12 protein-coding genes and 1 riboswitch are annotated in these 15,500 nt (G+C 42.0%); of the genes, 5 read left to right on the top strand and 7 right to left on the bottom strand.

Going from position 1 to position 15,500, the window contains the following annotated elements:
* Positions 1 to 50: 50 nt before the first annotated feature.
* Positions 51 to 464 carry a universal stress protein gene (locus MKY93_RS17655; RefSeq protein ID WP_009498781.1) on the bottom strand — a complete coding sequence of 138 codons (414 nt, stop codon included), beginning with the start codon at positions 462 to 464 and terminating at the stop codon, positions 51 to 53.
* Between the two features lie 12 nt (positions 465 to 476).
* Positions 477 to 1,886, bottom strand: a complete 1,410-nt coding sequence (locus tag MKY93_RS17660) for a SulP family inorganic anion transporter (protein WP_340760570.1) — start codon at positions 1,884 to 1,886, stop codon at positions 477 to 479.
* A 350-nt stretch (positions 1,887 to 2,236) separates the two neighbouring features.
* On the opposite strand from MKY93_RS17660, the gene MKY93_RS17665 reads away from it, so the two are divergent.
* The 5 genes from MKY93_RS17665 (at position 2,237) to MKY93_RS17685 (ending at position 8,011) form a co-directional block, all read left to right on the top strand.
* Positions 2,237 to 3,922, top strand: coding sequence for a methyl-accepting chemotaxis protein (locus tag MKY93_RS17665; RefSeq protein WP_340760571.1), 1,686 nt, complete (start codon positions 2,237 to 2,239; stop codon positions 3,920 to 3,922).
* A gap of 168 nt (positions 3,923 to 4,090) precedes the next feature.
* Positions 4,091 to 4,202: riboswitch (TPP riboswitch) on the top strand.
* A gap of 84 nt (positions 4,203 to 4,286) precedes the next feature.
* Complete coding sequence (locus MKY93_RS17670; RefSeq protein ID WP_040759870.1) at positions 4,287 to 4,856, top strand: ECF transporter S component; 570 nt, start codon at positions 4,287 to 4,289, stop codon at positions 4,854 to 4,856.
* 6 nt (positions 4,857 to 4,862) lie between these two features.
* Positions 4,863 to 6,374: an ABC transporter ATP-binding protein gene (locus MKY93_RS17675; protein ID WP_340760572.1), complete on the top strand. Its 1,512-nt coding sequence runs from the start codon at positions 4,863 to 4,865 to the stop codon at positions 6,372 to 6,374.
* Positions 6,326 to 7,096: an energy-coupling factor transporter transmembrane component T family protein gene (locus MKY93_RS17680; RefSeq protein WP_009498786.1), complete on the top strand. Its 771-nt coding sequence runs from the start codon at positions 6,326 to 6,328 to the stop codon at positions 7,094 to 7,096. Before MKY93_RS17675 ends, MKY93_RS17680 begins: the two co-directional genes overlap by 49 nt.
* Before the next feature lie 102 nt (positions 7,097 to 7,198).
* A complete protein-coding gene (locus MKY93_RS17685) occupies positions 7,199 to 8,011 on the top strand; it encodes an MBL fold metallo-hydrolase (RefSeq protein WP_340760573.1) in 813 nt (270 codons plus the stop codon).
* 253 nt (positions 8,012 to 8,264) lie between these two features.
* On the opposite strand, the gene hutU (MKY93_RS17690) is transcribed toward MKY93_RS17685, so the two are convergent.
* From hutU (MKY93_RS17690) to hutU (MKY93_RS17710), 5 genes are all read right to left on the bottom strand, one after another.
* Positions 8,265 to 9,929 (bottom strand): urocanate hydratase, encoded by a 1,665-nt coding sequence (gene hutU, locus MKY93_RS17690; RefSeq protein ID WP_340760574.1) that lies wholly within the window; start codon positions 9,927 to 9,929, stop codon positions 8,265 to 8,267.
* A 17-nt stretch (positions 9,930 to 9,946) separates the two neighbouring features.
* A complete protein-coding gene (locus MKY93_RS17695; protein WP_009498789.1) occupies positions 9,947 to 11,083 on the bottom strand; it encodes an acyl-CoA dehydrogenase family protein in 1,137 nt (378 codons plus the stop codon).
* Between the two features lie 6 nt (positions 11,084 to 11,089).
* Positions 11,090 to 12,235, bottom strand: coding sequence for a CaiB/BaiF CoA transferase family protein (locus MKY93_RS17700; RefSeq protein WP_340760575.1), 1,146 nt, complete (start codon positions 12,233 to 12,235; stop codon positions 11,090 to 11,092).
* 225 nt (positions 12,236 to 12,460) lie between these two features.
* The gene (locus MKY93_RS17705; protein ID WP_340760576.1) at positions 12,461 to 13,723 is read right to left on the bottom strand and encodes a helix-turn-helix domain-containing protein; all 1,263 of its coding nucleotides are present in this window, start codon (positions 13,721 to 13,723) and stop codon (positions 12,461 to 12,463) included.
* 7 nt (positions 13,724 to 13,730) lie between these two features.
* Entirely contained in the window at positions 13,731 to 15,371 is a 1,641-nt protein-coding gene (gene hutU / locus MKY93_RS17710) for a urocanate hydratase (RefSeq protein WP_340760577.1), read from the bottom strand.
* Positions 15,372 to 15,500: the final 129 nt, after the last annotated feature.

Raw genomic sequence — 15,500 nt, forward strand, 5'->3', positions numbered from 1 at the left:
AAGGTACATGCAAAATCATTTTGCAAGTACCTAACGTATAATACTAATTTTCATTTCACTACCGTAACAGGACAGTCCACATGCTTCAATACTTTGTGACTGACACTTCCAAGCACCATCTCTTGGAACGCATTCAAACCACGGCTGCCGATGACGAGTTTGTCTATTTTCTCCGCGTTCACATACTTGATGATTTCCAGGCTCGGATTCCCTTTCAGCATCGTGCTTCTTGCATTTACTCCTGCCTCTCGTGCATACTCTAAAATCGGTTGCACTTTTTGCTCACGTTTTAGCGATAGGCTTTCCGGACTCTGCGACAGCAGCCGCTCATCTTTTGCCTTACTATAATCCTGTACATAGATAATCTCTAAATTTGCTCCAGGCAAGTATTGAGCAAGCATAACCGCATGTTTTGCGGCACGCAGAGCATTTTCAGAACCATCGACCGCTACAGCTATCTTCATATAAATTCCCCCTCAGAGTAATTTTTTATATAAAATTTCACTGGAAGCATTCAATCCTCGAATAGTAACATCCGTACCTTTCGCCTCCAGCTTCTGCTTCACCTTGAATATTGCCCCGACTGCAGATTCATCCCAAAGCTGGCTATCTCCAAAATCGATGATGATTTCCTTTTCTGCCGTATCATCAAATGATTGAATGAATTTTGTAGTGGAGGCAAAAAACAATGGCCCTTTAATCCGGTATACCCCTGCATTTTTCGTCACTGTCACACGAGATATTTTAGCGACAAAGAACAGTGCGCTTAAAATCACACCAATCACCACGCCAATCGCTAAATTATGTGTATATAAAATAATCGCAACGGTAATCAGCATTACAATTGATTCCGATTTCGGTGCTTGTCTCAAAAACTTGAATGATCCCCAATTAAACGTTGCCATACTTACCATAATCATGACTCCGGCAAGAACAGGCATTGGAATTTTGACAACCACATCTCCCAAAACAATAATTAAAAAAATCAGGAACACGCCTGCAGTCAATGTGGATAAACGTCCCCTGCCTCCTGATTTAATATTGATGACCGACTGACCAATCAACGCACAGCCTGCCATGCCGCCAAAAAAACCAGTGATGAAGTTGGCGATCCCTTGTCCGCGCGCTTCTCTATTTTTATTACTCGGTGTAGCCGTCATATCGTCCAACACCTGAGATGTCAGTAATGATTCCAGTAAACCGACAACCGATAAAGCCAAGGAATACGGCAGAATGATTTTCAGCGTTTCGAGGTTCAGCGGGATATCCGGCAGAAAAAACATAGGCAATGAACTTGGCATTGTTCCCAAATCCCCGATCGTCTGCAATTTCACTCCACTTAAAAGGGCTACTGTCGTCATAACGACAATCGCAATCAACGGTGCAGGAATTGCCGTGAAAAACCGCGGAACTGCATACACTAAAATTAAAGTAACCACTGCGAATATATAGGTCATCATGCTCGACCCAAGCAAATAGGGCATTTGCGTAATAAAAATCATAATTCCCAAGGCATTGACGAATCCGAGCATGACGGAGTTTGGAATGAAGCGCATTAAATTCGCAACACCCAGACTCCCTAAGATTAATTGAATAATCCCTGTTAAAATAGTGGCTGCAAGTACATATTGTAAGCCGTGATTCGCCATCAAACTGACAAGAACCAAAGCCATCGCACCAGTCGCAGCTGAAATTAGACCGGGACGGCCGCCAACAAATGATGTGATGACCGCAATGGTGAAGGAAGCATAGAGCGCGACACGCGGATCGACACCGACGATAAACGCAAAAGCCAGAGCTTCCGGAATAAGTGCCAGTCCTACAACAATGCCTGCCAAAAGATCAGCACGGACATTCCCAAGCCATTGCTGTTTAAAAGTATGCATATTGTTCTCCTCTCATGATGTTCCAACTAATTTAACTTCATAATTGAATGGTATTAGCTTATCATCTACAATTCCATAAATAAATAGTACACTGCAAGCTATCTAATTGCATGCATACTTCTTCATTATATCGTTACTTGGGTGATCTCACCCTCACCTTTACCATTACTTTGCTCAGCCTTTTATTAACTATATTTTTAGTCTTTCCTACCACTCTATAGATAACAACAGAAATAAATGGTATAATTGAATTACTTACTTATTACTTTTAGTTCTATTTAAACATAAATAGTTCTTCAGTTTTATAGGTAAAAGAAACTCTATGAAATAAGAAGGGAATAAGGATAATAATGGGCACATTCAAAAGCATACGGGGAAAAATGTTGTTTGGATTTTCTACTGTAGTCATTTTAATTGTTTTATTAGGTGTTTATATCGTTTACACATTAAATCATTCTAATAACTTAACGAAAGCGGTTTTAGATAAAGAACTGCCACTTTTAATTATAGATGAACAGCTATCTCTGGATATGGCGAATCAACTCGCAGCGTCTCGTGGTTTCATTCTGACAGGTGACGACAGTTTTAAAGAGCTGTTTAATAGCTACACCGAAAAAAGTGAAAATCGTCAATCATCTTTAAAAAAACTAGGGGGAACCCAAGAAAGTATTAACCTATTCGAAAGAACGGTTGAATGGCGTAATTTTGTTACTGAACAAGTATTCGCTGAATATGAAAGAGGAAATGAAGAGGAAGCTCTTCGTAATGTTATGTCGATGACTGATGAAGCTCGTAGTTTAATGTCGTCTTATGAAGAAGCAGCTAAAAACCGAGAAAATTTTATTATTGATTTAGAGAAAAATATGCTAGCAAGCGGGAAAACGACATTACTTATTGTCACTGGAGTAATTATTCTAGTCATTCTTTTAAGCATAGCCACGGCTATAATTACAGCTAACTCGATTTCAAGACCACTCCGAATCGTCATGAATCGAATGAAACTCATTACGAGCGGAGATTTAAGTAGCGAGCCTATGGAAACACATCTTAAAGATGAAATCGGCCAATTAATCGCATCGACGAATGAAATGAGTGCCAGCACTCGTCATTTATTAGATGAAATCAATAATGTGGCCGAAACTGTGTCTACACAAAGTGAAGAATTGACTCAATCAGCAAATGAAGTAAAAGCAGGCACGGCCCAAATTGCCATAACGATGGAAGACTTAGCAAACGGCACAGAGTCTCAAGCCGATAACGCCACGATTTTATCATCCTCCATGGAAACTTTCGTAGCAAAAGTGATGGAAGCCAATGAAAATGGTATGCATGTACAAAAATCTTCCACTTCGGTTCTTGAGATGACGAACCAAGGAAGTGAATTGATGAATTCTTCCTCCAAGCAAATGGCTGTGATTGATCAAATCGTTCACGATGCCGTTGTTAAAGTAGAAGGATTGGATCAGCACACGCAAGAAATCTCTGAACTAGTTTCTGTCATTCAAGACATTGCGGGCCAGACGAATTTATTGGCATTGAATGCCGCAATTGAGGCTGCGCGAGCTGGCGAGCATGGGAAAGGCTTCGCAGTCGTAGCGGATGAAGTGAGAAAACTTGCAGAGCAATCTTCTTCATCTGTCACAAACATTACAGATATCGTCAACCGCATTCAAAATGAATCCAGAACAGTAACAGATTCACTGCAGCACGGGTATAAAGAAGTCGAAGAAGGAACAAGCCAAATTAAACAAACGGGTGAAACATTCGATAAAATCAGTACAGCTGTTACAGAAATGGCGAATCGAATTCACAGTATAGCTGAAGACTTAAACGACATTTCAGCAAATGGCCAGGAAATGCGCAGTTCTATAGAAGAAATTGCAGCAATCACCGAGCAATCTGCAGCCGGGGTAGAAGAAACGTCTGCCTCATCCGAACAAGCAAGCAGCGCCATGGAGGAAGTCGCTAATAACTCCAATGATTTAGCAAAGCTAGCAGAGGAATTGAATCTACTGATGCAGCGATTCAAACTCTAAAATCACATATCTTTCAAACACACCAATAAAAGCGTCTTCTCTAATTACAGAGTAGACGCTTTTTGAATAACAATAACACAGCTACAAATTCGCACTTTTTAACATGTAGTCTATCGCGCCTCAGGTTGCCAGATAAATTAGACTGTTGTATACTATGACTGCTTACATAATTGTCCGTACGGGTGCTTGAGTGAATCAGGCTGAGATAGCAGATAAAACCACTGCTGACCGTTAATCTGATCTGGGTAATGCCAGCGTAGAGAGCGTTCGAAGGGAATATCCGGGACCTGCATGTCCCCTCCTCGGCTGTCTGCTCTTTCAGACGGCTTTTTTGTATAGGCAAAAAAAGAAGGAGTGGGATCTATTGAAAAGATTGAAATTCACAGATTTATTGATCACGATTATGATCGGGGTCGTTTTCGGAATCCTTATGAAGTTCTGGGATGATCTGTATACCGTTGTAAAGCCGATCCTGCCAGTTGCACGTCAGCTAATTTATGGAATGTGGTTCATGGTCGGTCCATTTGCTTATCTGCTCATCCGTAAACCCGGTACAGCGCTGATCGCAAGTATTGCAGGGGCTAGTTTATCCGCATTTGCCGGGCATGGCATTGAAGTATTAATCTATGGTTTTGTACAGGGACTTGCAGCAGAATTGCTGTTTGCAGCGTTCCGTTATAAACGCTTCTCAATGGCAGTTGCTGGATTAGCAGGCGTCGCTTCATGCCTCGGCAGCTTTACGCTCGATTTGTTCTATGGTTATGCAGCACTTGAAACGTGGGCACTTATTGTAAAATACGGACTACGTGCGATCAGTGCATTCATCTTCACTGGGATTTTCGCCGTGCTGATCGTCCGGGCACTAGAAGCAACCGGTGTTACGTCTCTAATTCGTCCAGTTGATAAAAAAGAATACACTATGCTGGATCGGTAAATTTTGATGAATTATTCGAATAGATATGCCATCAATCTAACCAATCTGCGTTTGAAATTTCCTGGAGAGGATTCCTTGATCTTCAAGGATCTCTCCTTTTCGGTTCAGCCAGGTGAAAAAGTACTCATGCTCGGACCAAGCGGCTGTGGAAAATCGACATTGCTGCAAGTACTCAGTGGAATCGTTCCGAACTCCATTGAGTTGCCAATGAAAGCCGATGAAATCAATTTGCCCGACTCATGGGGCTTCGTCTTTCAAGATCCCGATACGCAGTTCTGTATGTCATATGTCGATGAAGAGCTCGCATTTGTACTGGAAAACCTGAACATACCGCGCAGCGATATGGCACCTTTGATAGAAGAGGCGCTAAAACGCGTCGATCTACATTTGGAAAACTTACACACACCGATCCTTGAACTATCTCAAGGGATGAAACAACGGCTTGCACTTGCTTCCGTACTTCTGCTAAAGCCCGATGTTCTGTTTCTCGACGAACCTTCCGCATTACTTGATCCCGAAGGCACCGAACAAATCTGGTCATCTATTAAACAAGCAACTGCTGATAAGACCGTAATTATTGTTGAGCATAAAATTGACTTGATTGCAGACTGGGTAGACCGTGTTGTCTTGTTTAATGACCATGGAATTATTCTAGCGGACGACTCTCCTTTCACCATTTTCAAGCACTATCAAGAAGAATTGAAACGCTACGGTATTTGGTATCCAAGTGTGTGGGATGAGTATAAGGAATCTGAGTCTTTTAAATCGATGATGCATGAACGTGAACAAGTTTCCTCATTTGAAAAGATCCTTCTCAACGACTTTCATGGTTTTCGTGGCACTGCCCCGAAAATCTTTGCAAAGAAAGCAGTGGCTAAAACAGGTGACTGGATTGCGATCACGGGTGAAAATGGTTCAGGAAAAAGTACGCTGCTTCTTACTCTTATGCAATTATTACGCACTGAAGGCATCTATAAAGTGAATGGTGAACGCGTTATTCAGAAGAAAAGGAAAAAGCAGTTGCCTAAAGGACTCTCGCTCGTCTTTCAAAATCCAGAACTGCAATTTGTGACGAATTCGATAGCTGAAGAATTAACGGTCTCTCTGCATAAAATGAGCAAACCTCAAGCAGTGAACTATGCGGCAGATTTAATGCAACTCTTTAATTTACCGAATTCAGGCACACGGCATCCTTATCAGCTTTCCACGGGCCAAAAGCGTCGTTTAAGTGTGGCCACTGCCTTGACTCCGCAAACGGATATTTTGCTTTTGGATGAACCTACTTTTGGTCAAGATGCACGCAATACATTCGCGATTTTAGAGAAGCTTGAACAGCTACGCGTTCAAGGAATTACGATTCTCATGGTGACCCATGACATGGAGATCGTGAAAAACTTTGCGACTTCAGTATGGACAGTGGCAGACGGCGTATTGTATACAAACAATGAAATGGTTGGAGGTGTATTTGAATGCTTGCATGGTTCACACCTAGACGAGAAACATGGCTATTCAAAGTAAACCCTGCACTCAAATTCATCATCTTCTTTGCTTTTCTGCTCATCACCTTATTTAATCAGAACTTGTCGTTTGCAGTTTGGCAAGCAGTGCTGTACGGCATTCTGTTTTACGGATTCAGCGGTTATTCAATGAAAAAACTTGCTTTGCTGTCCATTCCCTTAGCCATTTCTTTCTTTTCTTCTGCTCTCACCATCGTGCTCTTCGGTAAAGGCGAGTCCGTGCTTTGGCAATGGGGGCTCATCAAGATTTCCGAGGAAAGTATTCAACATGCACTATTACTCGGCAGTAAATCGCTGTCATTCGGCTTTGTCGGATTTACTTTTTTGCTGACTATACAACCTATTCTATTTTTCTATGCGATGATGCAGCAATTTCGCCTACCTTCCAAGTATGCCTATAGCTTCATCGCTTCCTTTCGCTTGATTCCTGCCGTAACGGAAGAACTTCAAATACGCAGAAATGCTCTTAAGGTACGGAATATCCAGTTTTCTCGGGGACTTAAAGGTATGTATGAACGTCTGCAAATGTATACAGTTCCCTTATTTGCAGAGAGTATTCGCCGCGCTCAGCGTATTGCCGTTGCGATGGAAGCTAAACAGTATCAAATGGGTGCTGCCAGAACATATTATTATCCGACTCGCTATAGTTTAATGGATGGCATATTTCTTACCGTAATGGCAATTGGACTTGGCTTTGCTTTAATGTTAGCGTTCTGGCGGTAATTTAGATAAAGTTGAAATAATCAGAACTTAACACACCTCAGATGAATACTCATTCATTTTATGGTACTCTTGTTTTAAAGCTTCAAGAAAGAGGTTGGGCAAGTGTTCATAAAAAAGAGTGCAGGTGAAGGGGAAGTAAGCGGTGTACGATTTATCAATGGGATGGTCTCGTTAAAAGGCGTTAAGCTAAATGTCCATTGTTTTGAAACAGATGGGGTGCTGATTGACACAGGTTCACAGTCGGTGCTGAATAAATTCAAACCTTTCTTTGCAAAAGCGGACGTCGACTATGCCGTCGTTACTCATTCACACGAAGATCATACAGGCGGGGCAAGATTTCTGCAGACTGACCATGGTCTGCCGATTTATATGAATAAAATGACCATCGGAGAATGTGCGGATAGAGCGAAATATCCAATGTATCGAAAATTTTTTTGGGGTAAAAGACGTCCTTTTGAGGCAGAGCCGATCGGCGAAACTTTCACATCACGTAACGCGAATTGGAAAGTTATCCCCACCCCCGGCCACGCTTCAGATCATCTAGCATTCTTAAATGAAGAAACAGGCCAACTATTTTCAGGAGATTTATACGTCCATCCGAAAACGAAAGTCGTATTGCGCGATGAAAGCATCCCAATCATCATCCGATCCATTGAAAAAACGCTGTCTTATAATTTTGGAGAGATGTTCTGTTGTCATGCAGGCTATGTAAAAGATGGGCGAAAAGCATTGACAGAAAAACTTGAATATCTTGAGAAACTTCGTGAACGCACACTAGCCTTACATAAGCAAGGCTATGGGGAGAAAGAAATCCACACACAATTATTTCCTAAAAATTATCCGATTACCAAATTTTCATCGGGTGAATGGGATTCAATACACATAATTCATTCTATTTTAGCTGATCAAAAGTAGCAGCTTGCAGGTATAAATAGTTGCAATGGTGGCCACTAAGGCTGTCGGGTTGACGACAGTCTTTTTCTTTTTTAAAAAAAGCAGACGCTACTCCCACACACTGTATATTCCACTCCGTACCAAGCGTCAAAATGACCAAAGAGCTTTTCTTTGACAAAAAGAAGGACCGCCCAAAAAGTCAGCTGAAAATGACTTCTTAAGCAGCCCTGTTTATCAGGTAAACAGATAACATGTTTCTACACATTACAACCTTTTACTTTTTCATGGGAATATGAACTTCGCGCTCTTCCGCAACTTCAATCGCTCTTGAGTATCCTGCATCCGCATGTCGTATCACGCCCATGCCTGGATCGGAAACGAGCACACGTTCAATTTTCTCAGCTGCTTCTTTTGTTCCATCCGCCACTAATACTTGACCGGCATGGATGGAGTACCCCATTCCCACGCCACCGCCGTGATGAAGGCTTACCCAGCTTGCTCCACCACTTGTATTCACAAGCGCATTCAAAATCGGCCAGTCCGCCACTGCATCACTGCCATCTTTCATCGATTCTGTTTCACGATTCGGAGAAGCTACCGATCCGCTGTCTAAGTGATCTCGGCCAAATACAATCGGAGCGCTTATCTCACCACTTGCGACCATTTCATTGACTTTTAATGCGAATTTATGACGTTCGCCGTAGCCTAGCCAACAAATTCTTGACGGAAGACCTTGCCATTCGACCATTTTCTGCGCCATATCAATCCAATTGGTCAGGACTTTATTTTCACTGAACATTTTTTTGGCCAATTTGTCTGTCTTATAAATATCTTCTGGATCACCTGAAAGCGCCACCCAGCGGAACGGCCCATTTCCTTCACAGAACAACGGACGTAAGTATGCCGGAACAAAACCAGGGAAGTCAAACGCATTTTCTACTCCTTGTTCCTTTGCGTAGTGACGAATATTATTTCCGTAATCAAATGTCTCGGCTCCCGCTTTTTGTAAAGCCAGCATCGCTCTTACATGCTTCGCAATCGTTTCAAGAGAAAGCTTTTCATATTTTTCGGGATCTTCGTCTCTTAATGTCAGTGCTTCTTCATACGTCATTCCATTCGGTATATAGCCATTCCTAGGATCATGGGCACTCGTTTGATCCGTCACAATGTCAGGTACAATTCCGCGATCATGAATCTCTTGGTAGACATCCGCACAGTTTCCTACTAGCCCAATTGAAGCCGCTTCACCTTTCTCAGTGAGCTCCTTCACTTTTTTCAATGCTTCATCCAAATCTTCATAGATATAATCACAGTAACGTTCGTTAATTTTTCTTTCAATACGCTTCTTGTCGACTTCTACTACTAAAATAACCGCTTTTGCCATTTTACCTGCAAGCGGCTGCGCCCCGCTCATTCCACCCATACCACCGGTCAGTATAAACTTTCCTGTCAAATCCGGGCTGCCGAATACTTTCTTTCCGGCTTCGACGAAACTTAAGTATGTCCCTTGGAGAATCCCTTGAGCACCAATATAAATCCAGCTGCCTGCTGTCATTTGCCCATACATCATGAGACCTTCTTTATCTAACTTATTGAAGTTTTTCCAGTTTGCATTAGCAGGAACTAGATTGGAATTTGCAATCAGCACTCTTGGAGAGTTCTCATATGTTCGAAATTTGCCAACCGGTTTACCCGATTGAATTAATAACGTTTCATCATTCTCCAATTCTTTTAATTCATTAATGATTGCATGATAACTTTCCCAGTTTCGTGCAGCCTTTCCGATACCACCATAAACGACAAGTTCAGCAGGGTTTTCCGCCACTTCGGGATCCAGATTATTCATCAGCATCCGCATGGCAGCTTCCTGTGTCCAACCTTTACATGTCAATTCATTGCCACGCGGCGCACGGATATTTTCGACCTTCAAACTACTCAAGAAAAACACTCCCTTTATTATACTAAGTAACTGGAAATAACCATTTTTTGAACTTGTGATGTCCCTTCAAATATTTCTAATATCCGCTGATCCCGATATAGTCTCTCTACCTTGTATTCTTTCATGTAACCATAGCCCCCATGAATTTGCACTGCTTTGTTGACAACACGGTTGGATGCTTCTGAGGTAATTAACTTTGCAATTGAAGCCTCTTTGGACAAACGGTAATTTTCCTTATCCTTTAAACTTGCCGAGAAATATGTGTACAAGCGGCTCACCGCAACATCTGCTTCCATTTCCGCCAACATCCACTGTAAACCTTGGAAATTCGAAATCGGTTTTCCAAATGCCTCACGTTCTTTCGAATAGTTGACTGCCTCGTCTAACGCAGCTTGAGAAAGTCCTACTGCCATCGCCGCAATTCCAATTCGCCCGCGGTCGACGACTGTCATGGCAATTTTGAAGCCTTCTCCTTCTTCTCCCACACGATTTTCTTTCGGAATAACACAGTTTTCGAAAATCACTTCATCGGTCTTCGCGCCGCGGATCCCCATTTTATCATCACCAGCACCAAAGGATAGACCAGGCGTTCCTTTCTCAACGATGAATGCGCTGATTCCTTTTGTACCTTTTGAAGTATCCGTTTTCGCATACACTACCAGCGTATCTGCATACGCTCCGTTTGTGATAAAGATTTTCGAGCCGTTAATAACGTAATTGTCCCCATCCAGACGAGCATTTGTTTTCATGGAACCTACATCCGTCCCACCGTTTGGTTCAGTCAGACAAAAAGCGAATAGCTTTTCACCTTGACAACCGGGGACTAGATACTTTTCTCTCTGCTCTTTGTTGGCAGCAAGGTAGAGTCCGTCAATCCCTAAGTAATGCGCCGTTAAAATAGAACCTGTCGCGGCACAGCCGTACGTAATTTCTTCTACAGCGATCGCTTCCGCAATAGCATCCGCACCTACTCCTCCGTCTTCTTCCGGATAAGCAATCCCGAGAAGACCCAGTTCTGCCATTTTGGGAATATGTTCTTCTGGAAAGCGGTTTTCTTGATCGATTTCTTCTGCTTTCGGGGAAATAACTTCTCTAGTAAAATCTCGTACCATATCTCGAATACTTTTCTGTTCATCTGTCAAATTGAAATCCATCTACAATCACTCACTTTTCATCAGATTTTTGATCATATCGTTATGCTCGCCTAAAGCTGGACTCGGTGAAGTCACTTTTACAGGTGTTGCCGACAACTTCACAGGGTTTCCAGGAATTCTCGTTTTTCCTGCTACAGGGTGTTCAACCTCCAGTAGCATCTCTCGTTCTTTAATATGGTCACTCTCACTAATTTCAGCAATGTTTAAAATGGTGGAGCAAGGGACACCTGCTTCACTGATCAATTCTACTGCTTCGTCTGCTGTATAGTTGGAAAGCCATTCTTCAATGAACACTTTTAATTCGGCTTCATTTTCACCGCGTAAAATATCTGTCTTGAACCGCTCATCGTCCAGTAGATGTTCTGTATTCATCACTTTACACAGTTTGACGAATAACGGATCATTCGCTGTCGCAATAACAATGCTGCCTTCCTTACTTTCATATACATCAAACGGTGCACTAATCGGGTGACGGCTTCCGATACGCTCAGGAACTACTCCCTCAGATGTATAGCGCATGACGTTATGCTCGAGCAAAGAGAAAATCGTGTCCACCATAGCAACATCAATTGCTTGACCAATACCTGTTCTTTCCCGGTGGAATAGTGCGACCATCACACCATATGCTGCATATAATGCTGCACTCATATCACCTATGGAAGCCCCCGACCGAGTTGGCGGATTGTCAGGATGGCCTGTAATGCTCGCAATCCCGCCCATTGCCTGTGCAACAAGGTCATACGCTGGACGTTTTGTTAGCGGACCATATTGACCGAATCCTGAAATGGAGCAATAGACCAAACCCTTATTCACTTCTTTAAGAGATTCATAATCAAGTCCCAAGCTTTTCATAACGCCTGGACGGAAGTTTTCTACAATGACGTCTGCTTCCTTAATTAATCTCGTTAAACTTTCACGATCGGAAGGATCTTTTAAATTCATCTCAATACTTTTCTTTCCTCGGTTCAAAAACATAAAATAACCACTTTCCCCATTTTGGAAAGGACCGAAATGACGTGTATCATCGCCCGATTCCGGACGTTCGATTTTTATAACTTCTGCTCCCATATCGGCTAGCAGCATTGTACAATAAGGTCCTGCCAAGACCCTTGAAAAATCTAATACCTTAATGCCTTCCAATGGTTGTTTCATTTAAATCACCCTCACTTCCAGTGCGAATATAAAACGCTTACATTTCCTTATTTCTACTTTAACAAAAGGTGTATTTATTAACAGTAGAAATTTATACGATATAGTACACTTTCTTATTGTAATATTCTATACTAAATGAAAAGTCTAATATTTTAAACAGAAATAGGTTGAGTAACAAGGCATAGCCATTCGAGAGGGTCTCCTGACACCTCGAATGGCTATGCCTCAATATTTAGTTGAATGTAAGCTATTTCTATACGCACTTGGCGTCATCCCAACATGATTTTTGAACACCCTGCTGAAATACTGGGAAGAACTATAGCCGATCGTCTCCGCAATTTCATATACCGTCATATTAAAATCTTCCAATAAATGTTTTGCTTTTTTCATCCTGCGATCAGTTACATAATAGCTAAACGAACTTCCGGTTGTTTGTTTGAAAATAGCACTCACATAGTTCGGACTCAAATTGACCTGTGCAGCCACAGTCTCAAGTCCGATTTCTTCTTGGAAATGCTCTTCAATATATTGTAGTATTTCTTGAACAGACTTTAATGACTGTTCATTATGTCCTTCGTTCACTTGCAGGTTATATTCATTGATGATGTTCCTGACCCATTTATCGATTTCAGCCAATGTTTCTAAGTTATGCAGTTCCTTTGCGTGCTTGATCTGTAAAGGCATCATATTTTTCGGACTGGCCCCATTTTGTATAGCAGATTTAGACAACGAGAATAAAAGATCTAGCACTTGCAGTCGGAATTCTTCGGGTTTGATATGGACGTGTTTAACGATTGAGTCATAAATCTCTGCCCACCTGTGAAGAACAGCTTCTATATCTCCTAATGAAAACTTCTCCGTTATCGATTGGATGCGCACTTTAAAATCATAGTATTCCGTTGTCTCGAAAATGTCCAAGTCATCAATATGGATAATAGAGTTCTCTGTTGAAAAAAGTCGATATGTTTGTGCTTGCTCACCTTCTCGAAAAGAGAGATGTAAATTACGCGCATCTTCATAATAATTTCCAATTCCAATCGTTACAGTGTATTCCGTTTTCTGGTTAATTTCTGCACGGATTTTTTCCGCATATTCTACTGAAAGGGCTTTATAGTTTTTTTCTTCTATTTGCACAGGTAGAGCAAGTAATATGGCATATTTCTCTTGTGTAACCAACACCTTTAAGGATTCGTATTGTAAATTACATTCGCGGATTGCCTGAAGAACCTCTTCCCGCAAGGCATTCTTCCACATCTCCCCTTTATTCTCAACAAGCCTTGAGAAATTGTCGATACTTAAAAAGAGTACGGTATTCGGGATCAGTGGGAGTTCGGCTAATTGACTCCGCTCCCAAATCTCTTTCGCATTTTTTATATTTCCATGCAATAGATCGTATGCCAAGCTCTCTCGAACCGAACGTAATATGTAAGCTTCTTCCCTCTTTTGCTTTCTTAATTCTCTTTTCAATACCGTCGTAGTATTTTGCAAAACAACCTCACCTCTTGCTCATTTTTATTCTATCCAATGAGGTAATGGCGTCTTCATATCCTGCATCTGCATGGCGAATAATACTCATACCCGGATCAACAACCAGAACTTTTCTCAAGCGTTCGGATGCTTCTTCGCTGCCGTCAGCAATGACTGTCATCCCCGAATGGACCGAATTGCCGATGCCGACGCCGCCGCCGTTTTGGATACTGACCATCGAAGCCCCTGCACTCGCATTCAACATCGCATTTAAGATCGGCCAATCCGCAACCATGTCACTTCCATCAGCCATATTTTCCGTCTCTCTGAATGGAGCAGCCATCGTACTGCCTTCCGAGTGATCTCTTGTTATCGCGATGGGAGCAGACAATTCTCCCGAACGTACCATTTCATTAATAATCACACCGATGCGCTCTCTTTCCTTATAGTCAAGCCAACAGGTACGAGCAGGCAATCCATAAAAATAAATCTTCTCCTGTACAAACTCGATCCAACGAGAGACACGTTTGTCATCCTCAAACTCTTCCAGAATCACTTCATCGATTTTATAGATATCATTTGGATTACCCGATAAGGCGATCCAGCGACAAGGCCCTCTTCCTTCGCAATAGTGTGCGCGTAAATATTCCGATGCGAAGCCAGGCAACTCGAATGCCCTATCAAAACCCGCCTGATAGGCTTGCTTGCGAAGATTATTTCCATATTCAAAAGCAATGGCCCCACGCTCCTTAAAAGTAACCATTGCACCTACGTGCTGAATCAATGATTCTTTAATCAAATCGTAATAGAGTGCTGGATTCTTTTTGCGCAGAGTTTTCGCCTGTTCAATATCCAATCCACTCGGAATATAGCCCATTTGAAGATCATGGACAGATGTCTGATCCGTCACGATATCCGGCAGGAAATTTAAATTCAATGCTTCTCGATAACGATCTGCTACATTCCCTATCAATGCGATGGCCAATGGCTTTTTCGCTTCAACAGCCTCTTGCGCCAAACGGATCGCTTCTTCCAGTGTATCTGCTTTGATATCACAATAATTATTCTTTAATCGCTGATTAATCTTCTCTTCAGAAATTTCCACAATGATACACACTCCGCCATGCATGGTGACAGACAAAGGCTGTGCCGCACCCATCCCGCCAAGTCCTGAGGTCAACAAAATCTTCCCTTGTAATGTGTTGTCAAAATGTCTTTTCGCAATTTCGCCCATTGTCTCAAATGTTCCTTGCAACACCCCTTGAACACCAATATAAGCCCACGATGCAGCTGTAGATTGTCCATACATCGTTAATCCTTTTTCGTTTAACTTACTGAATTCTTCATCTGTAGACCAATGAGGAACCAAAACTGAAGATGCATTAACGATTCGCGGGGAGTTGGGAAAAGATTTAAATTTACCTACTGGTTTACCAGATTGAATTAGCAATGTTTCGTCAGGATTCAGCTGTCTCAGTTCATGAATTATCGCGTTTGCCGCCTCATGATTACGTGCGGCCTTTCCTCTGCCGCCATATACGATTAAATCTTTTCCACTTTCTGCGACTCGTGGATCTATACTATTTAAAAAAAGACGTAACAAGCCTTCAATTTCCCAGCTCTTACAGCTCATTTCATGCCCTGTCGGAGAAATTAAGATGTTTGACATCAATGACACTCCTTTTCCTTAAAATACTGATTTATATAGAAGTTGTCCCCTACCCGATATATAACTTTACGCTATACAATAATAGCTTAAGGGAATGTGGTATAATTAGAAAGAAGATTAAGATTGTTC

The sequence above is a fragment of the Sporosarcina sp. FSL W7-1283 genome, from assembly GCF_038003105.1.
GTDB lineage: Bacteria > Bacillota > Bacilli > Bacillales_A > Planococcaceae > Sporosarcina > Sporosarcina newyorkensis.